The sequence below is a fragment of the Streptomyces marianii genome, from assembly GCF_005795905.1.
GTDB classification, from domain to species: Bacteria; Actinomycetota; Actinomycetes; order Streptomycetales; family Streptomycetaceae; genus Streptomyces; species Streptomyces marianii.
Genome location: NZ_VAWE01000001.1, coordinates 8156026 through 8171796 on the forward strand (window position 1 = coordinate 8156026; position 15771 = coordinate 8171796).

Below are 15771 nucleotides of genomic sequence, written 5' to 3' on the forward strand. Positions count from 1 at the left end.
TCAGGGCGCCCTGCGCTTCCTCAGCGGCTCCCACCACTCGCGGTTGGTCGTGTACCACTCGACGGTCTCGGCCAGGCCCTGGTCGAAGGGGATGCGCGGGGCATGCCCGAGGGCCCGCAACTTGGCGTCGGTCAAGGAGTAGCGGAAGTCGTGGGCCTTGCGGTCCGGGACCCGCTCGACGCGCCGCCGGTCGGCGCCCAGTGCGTCGAGCAGCCGGACCGTGAGCTCCAGATTGGTCAACTCGGCGGTGCCGGCGACGTGGTAGACCTCACCGGGTTGCCCGCGGTCGGCGACCAGCCGGACGGCTCGGCAGTGGTCGGCCACGTGGATCCAGTCGCGTACGTTGGCGCCGTCGCCGTAGAGCGGGACGGTCAGGCCGTCGAGGAGGTTGGTGACGAAGAGCGGGATCACCTTCTCCGGGTACTGGTACGGCCCGTAGTTGTTGCCGCAGCGGGTGATACTGACCGGCAGCCCGTGGGTGCGGGCGTAGGCGAGCGCGATCAGATCGCCGCCGGCCTTGGAGGCGGCGTAAGGGGAGTTGGGGCTGAGCGGGGCGGTCTCGTCCCAGGAACCGCTGTCGATGCTGCCGTAGACCTCGTCGGTGGAGACGTGGACGATTCTCGGGGTGCCCGCGTCGAGGCAGGCCTGCATGAGGGTCTGCACCCCGAGGACGTTGCTCCGGACGAACTCCTCGGCGCCGGCTATCGAACGGTCCACGTGCGACTCGGCGGCGAAATTGACGACGGCGTCGTGGCCGGGCACCACCTCGGCCAGGAGCGCCGCGTCGCAGATGTCGCCGTGCACGAACGTGAAACGCTCCTCCACGGGCTCCAGGCTGGCCGGGTTCCCGGCGTAGGTCAGCTTGTCGACGACGGTCAGCTCGTCCTCGCCGGCGAAGGACCGTACGAAGTGGGAGCCGATGAAGCCGGCGCCGCCGGTCACGAGGATTCTCATGACGCCACCTGCACCTTGCTGTGGTCGCCGAGGACGAGGCGGTGGGCCCGCAGGACGCGGGGCGTCGACGTCACCTCGACCTCGCGTCCGATCAGCGAGCGCTCCACGCGGCGCACCCCGGCGATCGACGCCCCGCGCAGCACGATGGAGTACTCCACTTCGCTGTCGACGACGGAGCAGCCGCTGTCGATGGAGGTGAACGGACCGATGTAGGAGTTGTGGATGCGTGAACCCGCCGCGACGACCGCGGGACCGACGATCCGCGATCCCGTGACGGTCGCGCCCTTCTCGATCACCACCCGGCCGATGAGCTCGCTGGACTCGACCTCGCCGGAGCAGTCGGTCTCGACGCCGTCCAGGACCAGACGGTTGACCTCCAGCATGTCGGCGACGTTGCCGGTGTCCTTCCAGTAGCCGGTGACGAGCGTCGACTCCACACGGCAGCCCGAGTCGATCAGCTCCTGGATCGCGTCCGTGATCTCCAACTCGCCCCGCCACGACGGCTTGAGCCTGCACACCGCGTCGTGCACGCGGGCGGTGAACATGTAGACGCCGACCAGCGCGAGGTCGCTCTTCGGGTGCTCCGGCTTCTCCTCCAGACCGATCACCCGGCCGCTGCCGTCGAGTTCGACCACACCGAACGCACGCGGGTCCGACACCCGGGTCAGCAGGATCTGGGCGTCCGGACGGTTCACCCGGAAGCGGTCCACGAGTGCGCCGATGCCGCCGACGATGAAGTTGTCGCCCAGGTACATCACGAAGTCGTCGTCGCCGAGGTAGTCCCGGGCGATCCCCACGGCGTGGGCGAGCCCCAGCGGTGCCTCCTGAGGGAGGTAGGTGACGTCCAGACCGAACCGTGAGCCGTCGCCGACCGCGGACTCGATCTCGGCGGCCGTGTCGCCGACGACGATGCCGACCTCGCGGACGCCCGCCAGGGCGATCGACTCCAGGCCGTAGAACAGGACCGGCTTGTTGGCGACGGGCACGAGCTGTTTCGCCGACGTGTGGGTGATCGGCCGCAGCCGGGAACCGGAGCCGCCGGCGAGCACGAGCGCCTTCATCGGCACCCCGTCGGTACGTCGGCCGCAAAGGTAGGAGTCATCATCTCCCCAACTGTCCATGGCAGGGCTGGATGCCCGAGCCGTCCTGGTGAACGCTGGGCGCCCGCACCTCCGGGGCCGGTCGGCACGGGTGGGTCTCCGGGCGCCCCGTACGGGCGTCCTCCGCCTCCCGGCGTCGAGAGGCGGGGAACGCCGGTGGGCATCTCGTCGTCAGTTCAGTACGGCGGGCAGGGCGCTCAGCCGGCGGATCATCCACTCCGACTCCCACACGACGGCGGCCTCGCTGCTCAGCCGCGCCCTCGGGAAGCGCCGCAGGAACTCGCGCACGGCGATCTGTGCCTCCAGCCGGACCAGCGAGGCGCCGATGCAGTAGTGCATGCCGAGGCCGAAGCTGACGTGGCCGTGCCCGCCGCGTGCCGCCTCGAAGCTGTCGGCTCCCTCGCCGGGCTTCCGGTTCGCCGCCGCGATACTGACCTGCACCGGGGCGCCCTTCGGGATCAGGTAGCCGCCGAGTTCGATGTCCTCGGTGGGGAAACGCCATGTCGGGTGCGGGAACGGCGGGTGGACCCGGAGAGCCTCCTCGATCCAGCCCTTGATGCCCTCCTCGGACTGCGGCCGCTCCTCCGGTGGCCGGCGCAGCGCCTCGTACAGCGAGGCGGAGATCAGGCTCCCCGTCGTCTCGTATCCGGTGATGATCATGCCCACGGTCCAGACGACGACCTCGCCCTCGGTGACCGCGTCCGGCCCGTCCGCCGCGGCCAGGAAACCCGTGATCACCCCCTCCCGCAGCGGGGCCGGGTCCTTCACCCAGCCCTCGACCGCCCCGAACAGTGCGCCGACCGCCTCCCGGCGTGCGGGGTAGTCGGAGGAGTAGAGCATGACGTCGGTGATGCTGCGCAGCCGTCGCTCGGCTTCCAGGGGCAGGCCGAGCATCTCGGAGATGAAGGCCAGCGGGACCCGGTGGGTGTAGTCCGTGACCACATCGACCTCGGCGGACGCGCCGGCCCGCGACTGCTCCAACTCGGTGAGGAAACCGCCGACCTTGACGCCGACCCGTTCGCCCCACTTCTCGGTGTTGCGCGGGCTCAGCACCGGCTGGTGCACCCGCCGGATCCGGGCATGGTCCGCGCCGTCGCTCATGATCATGGCGCGGGCGTACTCCGGGGGCGGCTGCGATCCCACCATCAGACCGGGGCGGCGCATGAAGTCGGGGACCAGGGTGATGTCCTTGGCCATCCTGGGGTGGGCGAGCGCGGTCCGCACCAGCTCGGGGTCGCAGACGACCCAGGCGTGCTCGCCGAGGTAGGGGATGCGGACGACCGGCGCCACGCGCGCTGCGGCCAGCAGTTCCGGCATGCAGTCGAAGGGACCCGGGTCCACGGGCATGCTGGTCTCGGGGGCTTCCTTCAGGTCGGTCCTCGTGGTGTTCACCGTGTGATACCTCCTCCGGTGGGGATCTGGCCCTGGGAATCGGCCATGGACTCGATGAGATCGGCGGCCCTTCGCGGGGCGTCGCAGGCCTGGTGTTCCCGGGCCAGTGCGCGTGCCCGCCGCCGGTGGCCGCCGTCGCTCAGCACGGTGGCCACCGCGTCGCGCAGGTCCGCCCTCGACACGGGCCGTTCGAGGACGACACCGGCGCCGGCCCACTCGACCCGCGCGGCCACGTCGGGCTTCTCCTCCGAACCCGGTACGACGACCAGGGGCACGCCCTGGGCGAGGGCCGCGTTGACTCCGTTGTAGCCGCCGTTGGTCACCATCACGTCCACGTGCGGCAGCAGATGGTGGTAGGGGATGAACCGCTCCAGCCGTACGTTGTCCGGAAGCGGCCGGAGCCGGTCGACGTCCAGGTCGGTCCCGGTGGTGACCACGAAGAGGACGTCCTGTTCGGCCAGGGCGCGTACGGCCGGGACGAGCAGCCCTTCGACGTCGTTGGCGGTGGTGCCCTGGGTGATCAGCACCACCGGCCGGCCGCCGTGCAGGTCATCCCACCAGGCGGGCGGGTCGAAGTCCTCCGGGGGCAGCCCGAGGAGCGGGCCCACGAAATGGGTGCCCCGGAGCAGATCGCTGCGGGGGAACTCGAAGGACGGGACGGTGCCGAGCAGATAGAGCGCCGGCGGGCGGGCGATGTTCTCCATGGCGGAGGTGTTCAGCCTCGGCAGGTTCACGGAGGCGCGGACCCGGTCGGCCTCCCGGCGGAGGTCCCGCATCGCCACCTGGTCCGCGACGAAGCGGAGCAGCGCGTTGCGTATCCGGCCGAGCGGCGACGCGCTCGGTCCCAGCCCCCGGCCGAGGGGGGCGGTGTCCCTGCTGCCGAGGATGTAGACCGAATTGGCCAGCCACGCCAGCGGGATGCCGCTGCGCTCGCTCGCGAAACAGGCGCCGTAGCACATGTCGTCGGCGAGGACGCAGTCGGCCGGGAACCGTTCGAGGATCGCCAGGAGGTCGTCCATCTGGCGGGGTGCGGTCCGGTAGAAGATGTCACGGACACCGGTCTTGAAGTTCGCGAGTCCGGTCAGCCCGGCGTGGTCGGGGTAGGCCTCCTCGCGGCTGCTGCCGCCGAAGTCGACCTCGGGGTGCATGGGTTCGAAGTGCGCCCCGGCCTGTTCCACCTGCCGCTGGAAGGCCCGGCCGGTGTACCACCGCACCTCGTGGCCTCGCCGGGCCAGTTCGCATGCGACCTCGAGCATGCTCACGACGTGCCCCTGTGCCGGTGTGGTAGCGATCAACACGCGTGCCAACGTCGCCTCCTCACGGGTCTCGTGTCACGGGTTGCGTCGGTGACCCGGGCACCCTCGGGGGCCCGGGCCGACCGTCCACGCACGCCAGCATCACCCTGTCGGGGGCCTGGACGGCGGCGGTGGGAAAACCCCGCGCACTCGCGCAGGATGGCGCCGCCGCGGCGCCCCGGTCACGGCGACGGACGGCCCGTCGAACCACTCGTGCGCAGGTCCGCCGGGGGATACGGACGCAACTCCGCCACCCGAAGAATTGCCGATGCGCAATCCCCGGCATCGCCCCTTCCGAAACACGGAAAGGCGCCGCGTTCATCCCACACAGCCCCCGGCCTTGGACATCGCGTACTGGAGGAAACCTGTGACGGCACCCTTGCAGGACAGTGACGGGCCGGACGGCGCCATCGGTGGACCGAAGAAGGTGACCGTCATCGGCGCCGGCATCGCCGGTCTGGTGACGGCCTATGAACTGGAACGCCTCGGGCACGACGTCCAGATCATCGAAGGAAGCCGCGAGGTGGGCGGCCGGATTCACACCCACCGCTTCGCCGGTGCCGGTGAGACCGGGCCGTTCGCCGAGCTCGGCGCGATGCGCATCCCCGCCGGGCACCGGCTGACCATGCACTACATCGCCGAACTCGGTCTGCAGAACCAGGTCCGCGAGTTCCGGACGCTGTTCTCCGACGACGCCGCCTATCTGCCCAGTTCCGCCGGATACCTTCGCGTGCGCGAGGCGCACGGCACCCTGGTCGACAACTTCGCCGCCGGACTGCCGAGCGCGCACTACCGGCCCGACACCCTGCTGTTCGGGGCGTGGCTGGATGCCAGCATCAGGGCCATCGCACCCCGCCAGTTCTACGACGGGCTGCACAACGACATCGGCGTGGAACTGCTCGATCTCGTCGACCACATCGACCTGACGCCGTACCGGTGCGGTACCGCGCACAACAGGATCGACCTGCACGCCTTCTTCGCCGACCACCCCCGAATACGGTCGTCCTGCCCGCTCCGGCTGGAGCGCTTCCTCGACGACGTGCTCGACGAGACCAGCTCCAGCATCGTGCGGCTGCGGGACGGCATGGACGCGCTTCCCCGGCGGCTCGCCTCGCGGATCCGCGGAAGGATCTCGCTGGGCCAGGAGGTCGTGGGCATCGACGTGCGGGACGACGAGGTGGTCCTGCGGATCCGGCAGGGCGTCACGACGGTCACCAGGACCTGTGACTACGTGGTGTGCACCATTCCGTTCACCGTACTCCGGAAGATGCGGTTGACCGGCTTCGACCAGGACAAACTGGATATCGTCCACCAGACGAAGTACTGGCCGGCGACGAAGATAGCCTTCCACTGCCGCGAGGCGTTCTGGCAGAAGGACGGCATCAGCGGGGGCGCCTCCTTCACCGGCGGCCACGTCCGGCAGACGTACTACCCGCCCGCCGACGGCGACCCCGCGCTGGGCGCGGTGCTGCTCGCCAGCTACACCATCGGCCCGGACGCCGAGGCCCTCGCCCGGCTGAGCGAGGCCGAGCGGAACGCCCTCGTCACCAAGGAACTGAGCGTGATGCACCCCGAGTTGCGCAGGCCGGGCATGGTCCTGGGGGTGGCGGGCCGGGCCTGGGGAGCACGCCGATGGTCCTGGGGAGCGGCCACGGTCCGGTGGGGCCAGGAGGCCGCCCTCCGCGAGGCCGAACGACGCGAGGCCGCCCGGCCGCAGCGGAGCCTCTTCTTCGCCGGCGAGCACTGCTCGTCGAAGCCCGCGTGGATCGAGGGCGCCATCGAGTCGGCGATCGACGCCGCGCACGAGATCGAATGGTGCGAGCCGCGCGCCAGGGGCGTGTTCGCCGCCACCCGCCCGAGCCGCTCGGACCGGTCGGCGTGAGCGTCTTCGACCTGCCCCGGCTGCACTTCTCCGGAACCGCCACGGCCCATGCGCCCACCGGCGCCCGCAGCGGCCTCGTCGACCTGGCCACGAACACGGCACTCACCGCCGACGGGCAGCCCTTCCCGGCCCGCCGTCCGCCGGGTGAGTACCACGACCACCTCGACCGGATCGGGCCGCGGTACGACAGCACCGGCCGCCCGGCGCCCGACGGACCCTTCAGCGCGTCCAAGGGCGAGGACTTCGCCGGCAACGGACACTTCGCCGTCGACGCGCGGATCGTCGGCGTCGAGCGCCGCGCGGGCGACCTGGAAACCGAGGACCCGGTGATCGGGCGCTCCGTCGACATGTGGGGGCACTACAACGAGTACCTCGGCACCACGGTGAACCGAGCCCGCGTCTTCGACGTCGATCCGGCCTCCGACTGGACGACGACCCTCATGGTCGGACAGTTCTGCTTCGGGCGTGACGGCCGCTCCCACGACGTCGGCTACATGGCCACCGGCACCGTCCACGGCTTCCACCCCCCGAGGTGGCACAACACCCACCACGTGGAAGACGTCGGTGAGCACTGGCTGGCCAACCGCCTGCGCCGCTCCGTGGTCCACCAGTTCGTCGTGACCGAGGACGCCGAACTGACCTGGCTCGACGAGGCGGCCGTCTCACCGGCCGTACGGCTCCTGCGGGACACGGTGGCCTGCGGGCGGGCCGGAGGGCTGGTCGTGCAGTTCGCACTCAGCCACTTGTCCCCACCCGAGGCGCCCGACCGGCCGAGCCGCTGGCGACTGCGCGGAACCGTCGCTCCCTGGCGTCCGTGCGAGCCGCGTACCTACCCGGCGGGCCGTCTGCTGGTTCCGTGCCGTCCCGGGCCCGGAGGGCCGCACAACCTCACCCTCGAACTGACGGACGACCATGCCGTGCTCAACATGATCACCGCGGTGCCCGTCTCCGGCTCGGTGCGAGACGGCCGGTCCGTGGCCGTGCCACTCGACATCGGCGATCTCGAACTGCGGACGGCGGACAGCGATCGACTGGTCGCCCGGGTGCCCCGGCAGACCTACCTCGGGGAGGCGTACGCCCTCGCCGGCGGCGTGGTGACGGTCCCCATCGAGATGTCGGCGGGGGAGGCTGCCGAGGAGGCGCTGCACCTGGTCGGGACCGGCCCCGACGGCCCGGTGGTGCACCTGCGCGAGAAGGAGGTCAACGTCCAGGTCGACGACGCGGCCGTCATCCTGGAGCACCCCCGGGACGCGGACGACGCGGACCACGACGTCGAGGTGCTCGTGCGGTCCTTCGTCCGGGGCCGTCCGGCCGCCGTCGCCGGGGTCGGCGTACGGCAGTTCTTCAACCCCCGGGCCCTGCCGCGTGACCCGGCCGCGGCGTCCCCCGACGCGCGGTGCTCGGACATCGACGTCGTCCGGGTGCGTGCGGGACGGCGGGGCGGTGACGGCGCATGGTCGAGCACGTGTGCTCTCGGCACGGACGACGCGGGCCGGGGCTGGTTCACCCTGCGGGGCGCGGCGGCCGGGACCGCCCGGGTCCTGCTGTCCACGGGCCCCGACGACCTGCCGTGCGACCCGGACCGACCCGGCTCCGCCACGCTCGGCCACGACCACGACGACGCGCTCGGCTACTGGCCCGGCGCCGGCTATCTGACGGTGCGGGTGCTGCCCGACGACTGGCGGCTGGCCGGGATAGGCCAGGACGAGGTGACCTTCGACCTGGTGTACGAGGAGGTCTTCGCGTTCTACGAGCACACGTACTCGTTCATGAAGGCGGAGGTCTTCAGCCTCGCGGACCGCTGCAAGGTCGAGACCTACGCCAAGCTGATCTGGCAGATGTGCGACCCGCGCAACAAGGCGAAGACGTACTACATGCCGCCCACGCGGGAGCTGTCCGAACCGAAGGCACAACTGCTGCTGACGTTCCTGCGCGCCCAGCAGAAGCCCGACGAAGTGCTGTTGGCGGTGCCGGCCACGGGCCGCAGAAGCCGGAGGATCACCACCCGGGACCAACTCGTCAAGGTGCTGCGCGACGCCGCCGCGATCGAACTGGCCGTCATGCTCCAGTACCTCTACGCCGCCTACTCGGTGCCCACCCACGGCGCCGGGGCCGAGTACGTACGGCGGGGGCTGTGGACACCCGAGCAGCTCCGGCTCGCCTGCGGTGACGGCGGGGAGACCCTCGACGAGGGCGTCCGCAGCATGCTCATGAACATCGCCCGCGAGGAAATGATCCACTTCCTGCTCGTCAACAACATCCTCACCGCGGTGGGCGAGCCGTTCCACGTGCCCCGCATCGACTTCGGCACCGTCGACCACGAGCTGGCGGTCCCGCTGGACTTCTCCCTGGAGCGGCTGGGACCCGGCAGCGTGGAGCGCTTCGTGCAGATCGAGCGTCCGGAGGACCTCGTCGAGGAGGTACGGCGCGGCGACGGACCGGCGGCCCCCGCCGCGTACGACGAACGGCACCCGTACGGCTCGCTGAGCGAGCTCTACGCGGACCTCAGGGAGGGACTGCGGAACGTCCCGGACCTCTTCATGGTGGACAAGGGCAGAGGAGGCGGGGAGCACCACCTGTTCCTGCGGGAGTCCCTCAACCGGACCCACCCCGACTACCAGCTCGAAGTCGACGACCTCGCCGGCGCGTTGTTCGCCATCGACGTCATCACCGAGCAGGGAGAGGGAGGAGTGCTCGACCCGCGAGGCGAGGAGACGTCCCACTACCACGCGTTCCTGCGCATCTCCGAACTGCTCCGCAGCGCGCCGACCGACGGGCCGCACCCGGGCGCCGAACGGTGGAACCCGGCCTACCCCGTCGTACGGAACCCGACACTCGGTCAGGGGAACCCGGCGATGGAGACGGTCACCGACGCCGGGGCCCGGGCGGTGATGAAGCTGTTCAACCGCGCCTACTTCATGGCGCTGCAGCTCATGGTCCAGCACTTCGGCGAGTGCCCCGACGCCGCCCTGCGGCGGTCCGACCTGATGAACGCGGCGATCGACATGATGACGGGCCTGATGCGCCCGCTCGCGGAACTGCTCGTGACCATGCCGTCGGGGCGCCGGGGCATGACCGCCGGGCCGTCGTTCGAACTGATCGAGCAGCCGACGGCCGTCTCCCGCCCGGACGTGGCCCGGCGCGGTATAGCCCGGCGCCTCGACGACCTCGCCACGGAATGCGGCAAACATCCCGTCGTGCCCGCGCGCGTCGGCGAGATGAGCGCGTTCTGGGCCGACCACTTCCGGCCGCCGGACCGCTAGCGGCCCGGCCACTTCCGGCCACCCCGCAGCCGGAGAGTGCCCCGAACCACACCGCCGCACTGCCGACCGAAGGAGACCGCATGTCCCGCGCCACGCTGCCGCGGTTCGACCTCATGGGCTGGGACAGGAAGGACATCAGCCACCCGTACCCCGTGTACCGGCGTTACCGGGAGGCCGCGCCGGTCCATCGCACCGCATCGGGCCCGGACAGGCCGGACACCTTCTACGTCTTCACATACGACGACGTCGTCCGCGTCCTGTCGGACCGGCGGTTCGGACGGAACCCGCGCGCGGCCTCCGGCGACACCGGCACCCGCACGGCCCCCGTCCCGATCCCCGCCGAACACCGGGCCCTGCGGACCATCGTCGAGAACTGGCTGGTCTTCCTGGACCCGCCGCGCCACACCGAGCTGCGTTCTCTGCTCAACTCCCGGTTCTCGCCCTCGATCGTCACCGATCTCCGCCCGCGCATCACCCGGCTCGCCCAGCAACTCGTGGAGCGGCTGGGAGGGCACCGCGAGGCCGACCTCGTCGAGGGCTTCGCCGCACCCTTTCCCATCCTCGTCATCTCCGAACTGCTCGGCCTGCCCGAAGAGGACCGCGCCTGGCTTCGCGCGGGCGCGGTCGCCCTCCAGGAGGCCAGCACCACCCGATCACGCGGCGCCGGCGGTTACGAACGGGCCGAGGCGGCCTCCCGGGAGTTCGCGCGCTACTTTCGGCGGGAGGTGGACCGGCGGAGCGGGAGCGACGGTGGCGACCTGCTCACCCTCCTCGTCCGGGCCCGGGACACCGGCACACGGCTGAGCGTGGACGGGATCGTCGGCACCTGCGTCCATCTGCTCACCGCCGGACACGAGACCACCACCAACTTCCTGGCCAAGGCCGTGCTGGCCCTGCGGGCGCACCCCGAGATCCTCGCAGAGCTGCGTGGCGCACCCGAGGTGACGCCGCTCGCGGTCGAGGAGCTCATGCGCTACGACCCGCCGGTGCAGGCGGTGACGCGTTGGGCGTACGAGGACGCGCGCCTCGGCGGGTACGACGTGCCGCGCGGCAGCCGCGTGGTCGCCCTGCTGGGCTCGGCGAACCGGGACCCCGCGCGCTTCCCGGACCCCGACGTCCTGGACGTCCACCGCGCCGCCGACCGGCACCTGGGCTTCGGCCTCGGCATCCACTACTGCCTGGGCGCGACGCTGGCCCGCGCCGAGGCCGAGATCGGCCTCAGGACCCTGCTGGACGGAATCCCCGGGCTCGGCCGCGGCGGTCACCGGGTCGAGTACGCCGACGACCTGGTCTTCCACGGCCCGACTCGGCTGGTCCTCGACCTGTCCGACCTCCCGTGACCCGTTGCGAGGCATCGACAACGCACGACAGGAAGGCACGACCATGACGCAGCAGTCCGACACCTCCGCCGACTCCGTGGGCGAGGTGTACGACCAGTTCGCCGACGCCGGGGCCACCACCGCCATGGGCGGCAACATCCACGTGGGCTACTGGGACGACGATCCCGGCGTCCCGCTCGCCGCAGCCACCGACCGTCTCACCGATCTCGTCGCCGACCGCCTCGCCCTCCGGCCGGACCAGCACCTGCTGGACGTCGGCTGCGGCATCGGGGTACCGGCCCTGCGCATCGCCGCCGGGCACGGCGTGCACGTCACCGGCGTCACCGTCAGCCAGCAGCAGGTAGCCGAGGCGGCGGAGCGGGCGGTCGGGGCCGGCCTCGGCGGCCGGGTCTCCTTCCGGCTGGCGGACGCCACGGATCTGCCCTTCCAGGACGGTTCCTTCGACGGGGCCTTCGCGATCGAGTCGCTGCTGCACGTGACCGACCAGATCGGCGCGTTGAGGGAACTCCGCCGAGTCGTCCAGCCCGGCGGCCGACTCGCCGTCGCCGACCTGTGCCTGCGGCGGCCGTTCAGCGGCGACGACAAGGCGGTGCTGGAGGGGATGCTGCGCATGTACGAGATCGCCGGGATCAACACGCCCGACGAGCACCGCGCCCGTCTGGCGGCAGCCGGCTGGGAACTGCTGGAGCTGACGGACATCGGCGAGCAGGTCCGCGCCAGTTACGGGCACGCCGCGGCCGCGTTCCGGGGGCTCGCCGACTCCCTCGACCCCGGCGCGGCGGAGCAGATGACCGCGGCGGCCGACCTGATGGAGGGCGTCGGGGAGAACCCGCACACCGGCTATGTCCTGATCACCGCGCAGCGGTCCTGACCGGCAAGGAGTCCTCGATGTCGTCTGGGATCGTTCCACTGCCCGCCGCCCCGGCCGTACGTCCGCGCGAGGACCGGCGGTTGGCCGACCGCATCGCCCTGTCTGCCGCGAGCGGGCGAGGTGCGCGGGTACGGACCGAGGACGTGCGCGCCTGGCTGGCCGAGCGTCGCCGGGCCCACGTCTTCCACGTGGAACGGATACCGTTCGCGGAGCTGGGCGAGTGGCGGTTCGAGCAGGGCACCGGCAATCTCGTGCACCGCAGCGGGCGGTTCTTCACCGTCGAGGGCATGCACGTGGTGGAGCTCGACGGGCCTTCCGGCGACGGCCCGTACCGGGAGTGGCAGCAGCCGGTCGTCAGACAGCCCGAAGTGGGCATCCTCGGTATACTGGCCAAGGAGTTCGACGGGGTGCTGCACTTTTTGATGCAGGCCAAGATGGAGCCGGGCAACGCCAATCTGCTCCAGCTCTCCCCGACCGTGCAGGCCACCCGCAGCAACTACACGGGGGCCCACCGGGGCACGGACGTCAAGCTCATCGCCCACTTCTTCCGCCCCGATCCCGACCGCGTCGTCGTCGACGTCCTCCAGTCCGAACAGGGCTCGTGGTTCTACCGCAAGACCAACCGCAACATGATCGTGGAGACCGTCGACGACGTCCCCGAACTGGACGACTTCCGCTGGCTCACCCTCGGCCAGATCGCCGAACTGCTGCACGAGGACGACGTGGTCAACATGAACGCCAGGACCGTGCTGTCCTGCCTGCCGTACCGGGACACGTCCCCCGGCGCGCTGCTGTCTGACGCGCAACTCCTGTCCTGGTTCACGGGCGAGCGCTCCCGCCACGACGTGTGCGCCGAGCGCGTACCGCTGGCCGACGTGCGCGGCTGGAAGCGCGGCGCCGAGGCGATCGAGCACGAGGACGGCCGCTACTTCAAGGTCGTCGCCGTCTCCGTGCGGGCCGGCAACCGCGAAGTGGTCAGCTGGGACCAGCCGTTGGTCGAACCCGTGGGACTGGGGACCGCCGCGTTCCTCGTCCGTGAGATCGACGGGGTACCCCATGTGCTGGTGCACGCCCGGGCCGAGGGCGGCTTCCTGGACACCGTCGAGCTGGCCCCGACCGTTCAGTGCACCCCCGGCAACTACACCCATCTGCCCCCGTCGGACCGCCCGCCGTTCCTCGACGCCGTCCTCGACGCCCCGCCGTCGCACATCCTCTACCAGGCCGTTCTCTCCGAGGAGGGCGGGCGCTTCCTCAACGCGAGGAGCCGGTACCTCGTCGTCGAAGCCGATGACGCCCCGCTCGACCCGCCCCCCGCCTACACCTGGGTCACCCCGGGCCAGCTCACGGCCCTCACCCGGCACGGCCACTACGTGAACGTGGAGGCCCGCACGCTGCTGGCCTGCCTCAACGCCGCCATGGCGCGGCCCCGGGGAGAGCAGCGCCATGGAGGAGGGCATCGCTGACATGAAGAAGAGGAACGCCATGAAGCGCACACCGCTGGTCACCGTACTCGGTGCCTCCGGCTTCGTCGGATCGTCCGTCACCCGCGCACTGGCCGGCCGCCGGATCCGGCTGCGGGCCGTTGCGCGCAGGCCGAGCGCACCTGCTCCCGGCCCGGCCGAGACCACCGTCGTCACCGCCGACCTCACCGACCGGGACGCCCTCGCCGAGGCGGTCGCCGGCTCGGACGCGGTGATCCATCTGCTGCTGGGGGAGGGCGGCTGGCGGGCCGCCGAGAGCGACCCCGGCGCCGAACGCGTCAACGTCGGGGTCATGAGGGACCTCGTCGACGTACTGCGACCGGCTCCCGGCGAGGAGACGCCCCCGCTGGTCGTGTACGGCGGTGCCGCCTCGCAGGTCGGTGTTCCGCAGCGGGAGCCGCTGGACGGCACCGAACCCGACCGCCCCGAAACCGCCTACGACCGGCAGAAGCTGGCCGCCGAGCAACTCCTGCTGAAGGCCACGGCCGAGGGCCGGGTACGTGGCATCAGCCTGCGCCTGCCCACGGTGTTCGGCGAGAGCGCGGCGCCCGGCGCGGGCGACCAGGGTGTCGTGTCCGCCATGGTGCGGCGGGCGCTCGACGGTCAGACGATCACCATGTGGCACGACGGCACGGTGCGCCGCGACCTGGTCCATGTCGACGACGTCGCGGCGGCGTTCAGGGCCGCCCTGAACCACCCGGACTCCCTGGTGGGCAGCCACTGGCTGATCGGCGCCGGCCGGGGCGACGCACTCGGCGACGTCTTTCGGCTCGTCGCCCGTACCGTGGCCGACGTCGTGGGACGGCCCCCGGTCGACGTGGTGTCCGGCGAACCACCCGCGCACGCCCCCGCGACGGACTTCCGCAGCGTGACCCTTGACTCCTCACCGTTCCGCGCGGCCACCGGCTGGCACCCCCGGATCCCGCTGCCCGAAGGCGTGCGCCGCGCTGTGACCGCCCTGGCCCGGGAGCGGGACGCCCCCCGGTGACGGCACCCCCGACACCCACCTACCGCAGGCGCACGGCCGTGCGCCGCCGTTCTGGAAAGGCTGGAAGATGACAACGCGTGTATGGGACTATCTGGCGGAGTACGAGGCCGAGCGCCCGGACATCCTTGACGCCGTTGAGACGGTCTTCGCCTCGGGTCGGCTGGTGCTCGGCGCGAGCGTGCGCGGCTTCGAGGAGGAGTTCGCCGCCTACCACTCGGTGGGCCACTGCGTGGGCGTCGACAACGGGACGAACGCGATCAAGCTGGGACTCCAGGCCCTCGGCGTCGGCCCCGGCGACGAGGTGATCACGGTGTCGAACACCGCGGCACCCACCGTCGTGGCCATCGACTCCACCGGCGCGACTCCCGTCTTCGTCGACGTCCGTGAGGACGACCACCTCATGGACACCGGCCAGGTCGGGGCGGCCATCACGGAACGCACCCGGTGCCTCCTCCCCGTCCATCTGTACGGCCAGTGCGTGGACATGGGCCCGTTGAAGGAACTCGCCGCCCGGCACGGGCTGGCCGTCCTGGAGGACTGCGCCCAAGCCCACGGCGCCCGGCAGGGCGGGACCATGGCCGGCGCCACCGGTGACGCCGCCGCCTTCTCCTTCTACCCGACCAAGGTACTCGGCGCGTACGGCGACGGCGGCGCCACGATCACCTCGGACCCCTCCGTGGCGAAACGACTGCGCCGACTGCGCTACTACGGTATGGACGAGCGCTACTACACCCTGGAGACCCCCGCCCACAACAGCCGCCTCGACGAACTCCACGCCGAGATCCTCCGCCGCAAGCTGAGGCGCCTCGACGGCTACATCGCCGGCCGCCGCGCCGTCGCCCGGCGCTACGCCGAGGGTCTCGCCGACACCGACCTCGTCCTGCCGCGCACCGTGCCCGGCAACGAGCACGTGTACTACGTGTACGTGGTCCGCCACCCCCGGCGCGACGACATCATCGAGCGCCTCAAGGCATACGACATCCACCTCAACATCAGCTACCCGTGGCCGGTGCACACCATGACCGGATTCGCCCACCTCGGATACGCCAAGGGGTCGCTCCCGGTCACCGAAGCGCTGGCCGAGGAGATCTTCTCGCTGCCGATGTACCCCTCGCTCGCTCCCGACCTCCAGGAGAAGGTCATCCAGGCCGTGCGCGAGGTACTGGGGACGCTGTGACACGCAGCCTCCCGCCCCGTTCCACCGA

General features: G+C 71.3%; 11 protein-coding genes. 7 read left to right on the forward strand and 4 right to left on the reverse strand.

Annotated elements, in window-relative coordinates; translation table 11 throughout:
* The 4 genes from rfbB to FEF34_RS36780 all read right to left on the reverse strand — a co-directional run bounded on the left by rfbB (position 1) and on the right by FEF34_RS36780 (position 4702).
* The gene (gene rfbB / locus FEF34_RS36765) at positions 1 to 954 is read right to left on the reverse strand and encodes a dTDP-glucose 4,6-dehydratase (protein ID WP_138057022.1); all 954 of its coding nucleotides are present in this window, start codon (positions 952 to 954) and stop codon (positions 1 to 3) included.
* Positions 951 to 2015: a glucose-1-phosphate thymidylyltransferase gene (locus tag FEF34_RS36770; RefSeq protein WP_138057023.1), complete on the reverse strand. Its 1065-nt coding sequence runs from the start codon at positions 2013 to 2015 to the stop codon at positions 951 to 953. The genes rfbB and FEF34_RS36770 overlap by 4 nt, the downstream gene beginning before the upstream one ends.
* Positions 2016 to 2225: 210 nt before the next feature.
* A complete protein-coding gene (locus FEF34_RS36775) occupies positions 2226 to 3446 on the reverse strand; it encodes a cytochrome P450 (RefSeq protein WP_234042813.1) in 1221 nt (406 codons plus the stop codon).
* Positions 3443 to 4702 carry a glycosyltransferase gene (locus FEF34_RS36780; protein WP_234043291.1) on the reverse strand — a complete coding sequence of 420 codons (1260 nt, stop codon included), beginning with the start codon at positions 4700 to 4702 and terminating at the stop codon, positions 3443 to 3445. Before FEF34_RS36780 ends, FEF34_RS36775 begins: the two co-directional genes overlap by 4 nt.
* A gap of 406 nt (positions 4703 to 5108) precedes the next feature.
* Here FEF34_RS36780 and FEF34_RS36785 point away from each other — a divergent pair, with 406 nt between their 5' ends.
* The 7 genes from FEF34_RS36785 to FEF34_RS36815 all read left to right on the forward strand — a co-directional run bounded on the left by FEF34_RS36785 (position 5109) and on the right by FEF34_RS36815 (position 15743).
* Positions 5109 to 6623 carry a flavin monoamine oxidase family protein gene (locus FEF34_RS36785; RefSeq protein WP_138057025.1) on the forward strand — a complete coding sequence of 505 codons (1515 nt, stop codon included), beginning with the start codon at positions 5109 to 5111 and terminating at the stop codon, positions 6621 to 6623.
* Positions 6620 to 9886, forward strand: coding sequence for a ferritin-like domain-containing protein (locus FEF34_RS36790; RefSeq protein WP_138057026.1), 3267 nt, complete (start codon positions 6620 to 6622; stop codon positions 9884 to 9886). The genes FEF34_RS36785 and FEF34_RS36790 overlap by 4 nt, the downstream gene beginning before the upstream one ends.
* 80 nt (positions 9887 to 9966) lie before the next feature.
* Entirely contained in the window at positions 9967 to 11226 is a 1260-nt protein-coding gene (locus FEF34_RS36795; protein ID WP_138057027.1) for a cytochrome P450, read from the forward strand.
* Positions 11227 to 11269: 43 nt separating this feature from the next.
* Entirely contained in the window at positions 11270 to 12097 is an 828-nt protein-coding gene (locus FEF34_RS36800) for a methyltransferase domain-containing protein (protein ID WP_138057028.1), read from the forward strand.
* Between the two features lie 17 nt (positions 12098 to 12114).
* Positions 12115 to 13560: an NDP-hexose 2,3-dehydratase family protein gene (locus FEF34_RS36805; protein ID WP_138057029.1), complete on the forward strand. Its 1446-nt coding sequence runs from the start codon at positions 12115 to 12117 to the stop codon at positions 13558 to 13560.
* Position 13561: 1 nt separating this feature from the next.
* Positions 13562 to 14566: an NAD-dependent epimerase/dehydratase family protein gene (locus FEF34_RS36810; protein WP_199800725.1), complete on the forward strand. Its 1005-nt coding sequence runs from the start codon at positions 13562 to 13564 to the stop codon at positions 14564 to 14566.
* 67 nt (positions 14567 to 14633) lie between these two features.
* The gene (locus FEF34_RS36815) at positions 14634 to 15743 is read left to right on the forward strand and encodes a DegT/DnrJ/EryC1/StrS family aminotransferase (protein WP_138057030.1); all 1110 of its coding nucleotides are present in this window, start codon (positions 14634 to 14636) and stop codon (positions 15741 to 15743) included.
* Positions 15744 to 15771: the final 28 nt, after the last annotated feature.

What these genes read in the sequence shown, in the direction of transcription:
- rfbB (WP_138057022.1), bottom strand. Translation starts at nt 954, where the DNA reads ATGAGAATCCTCGTGACCGGCGGCGCCGGCTTCATCGGCTCCCACTTC.
- FEF34_RS36770 (WP_138057023.1), bottom strand. Translation starts at nt 2,015, where the DNA reads ATGAAGGCGCTCGTGCTCGCCGGCGGCTCCGGTTCCCGGCTGCGGCCG.
- FEF34_RS36780 (WP_234043291.1), bottom strand. Translation starts at nt 4,702, where the DNA reads ATGCTCGAGGTCGCATGCGAACTGGCCCGGCGAGGCCACGAGGTGCGG.
- FEF34_RS36795 (WP_138057027.1), top strand. Translation starts at nt 9,967, where the DNA reads ATGTCCCGCGCCACGCTGCCGCGGTTCGACCTCATGGGCTGGGACAGG.
- FEF34_RS36800 (WP_138057028.1), top strand. Translation starts at nt 11,270, where the DNA reads ATGACGCAGCAGTCCGACACCTCCGCCGACTCCGTGGGCGAGGTGTAC.
- FEF34_RS36805 (WP_138057029.1), top strand. Translation starts at nt 12,115, where the DNA reads ATGTCGTCTGGGATCGTTCCACTGCCCGCCGCCCCGGCCGTACGTCCG.
- FEF34_RS36810 (WP_199800725.1), top strand. Translation starts at nt 13,562, where the DNA reads ATGAAGAAGAGGAACGCCATGAAGCGCACACCGCTGGTCACCGTACTC.
- FEF34_RS36815 (WP_138057030.1), top strand. Translation starts at nt 14,634, where the DNA reads ATGACAACGCGTGTATGGGACTATCTGGCGGAGTACGAGGCCGAGCGC.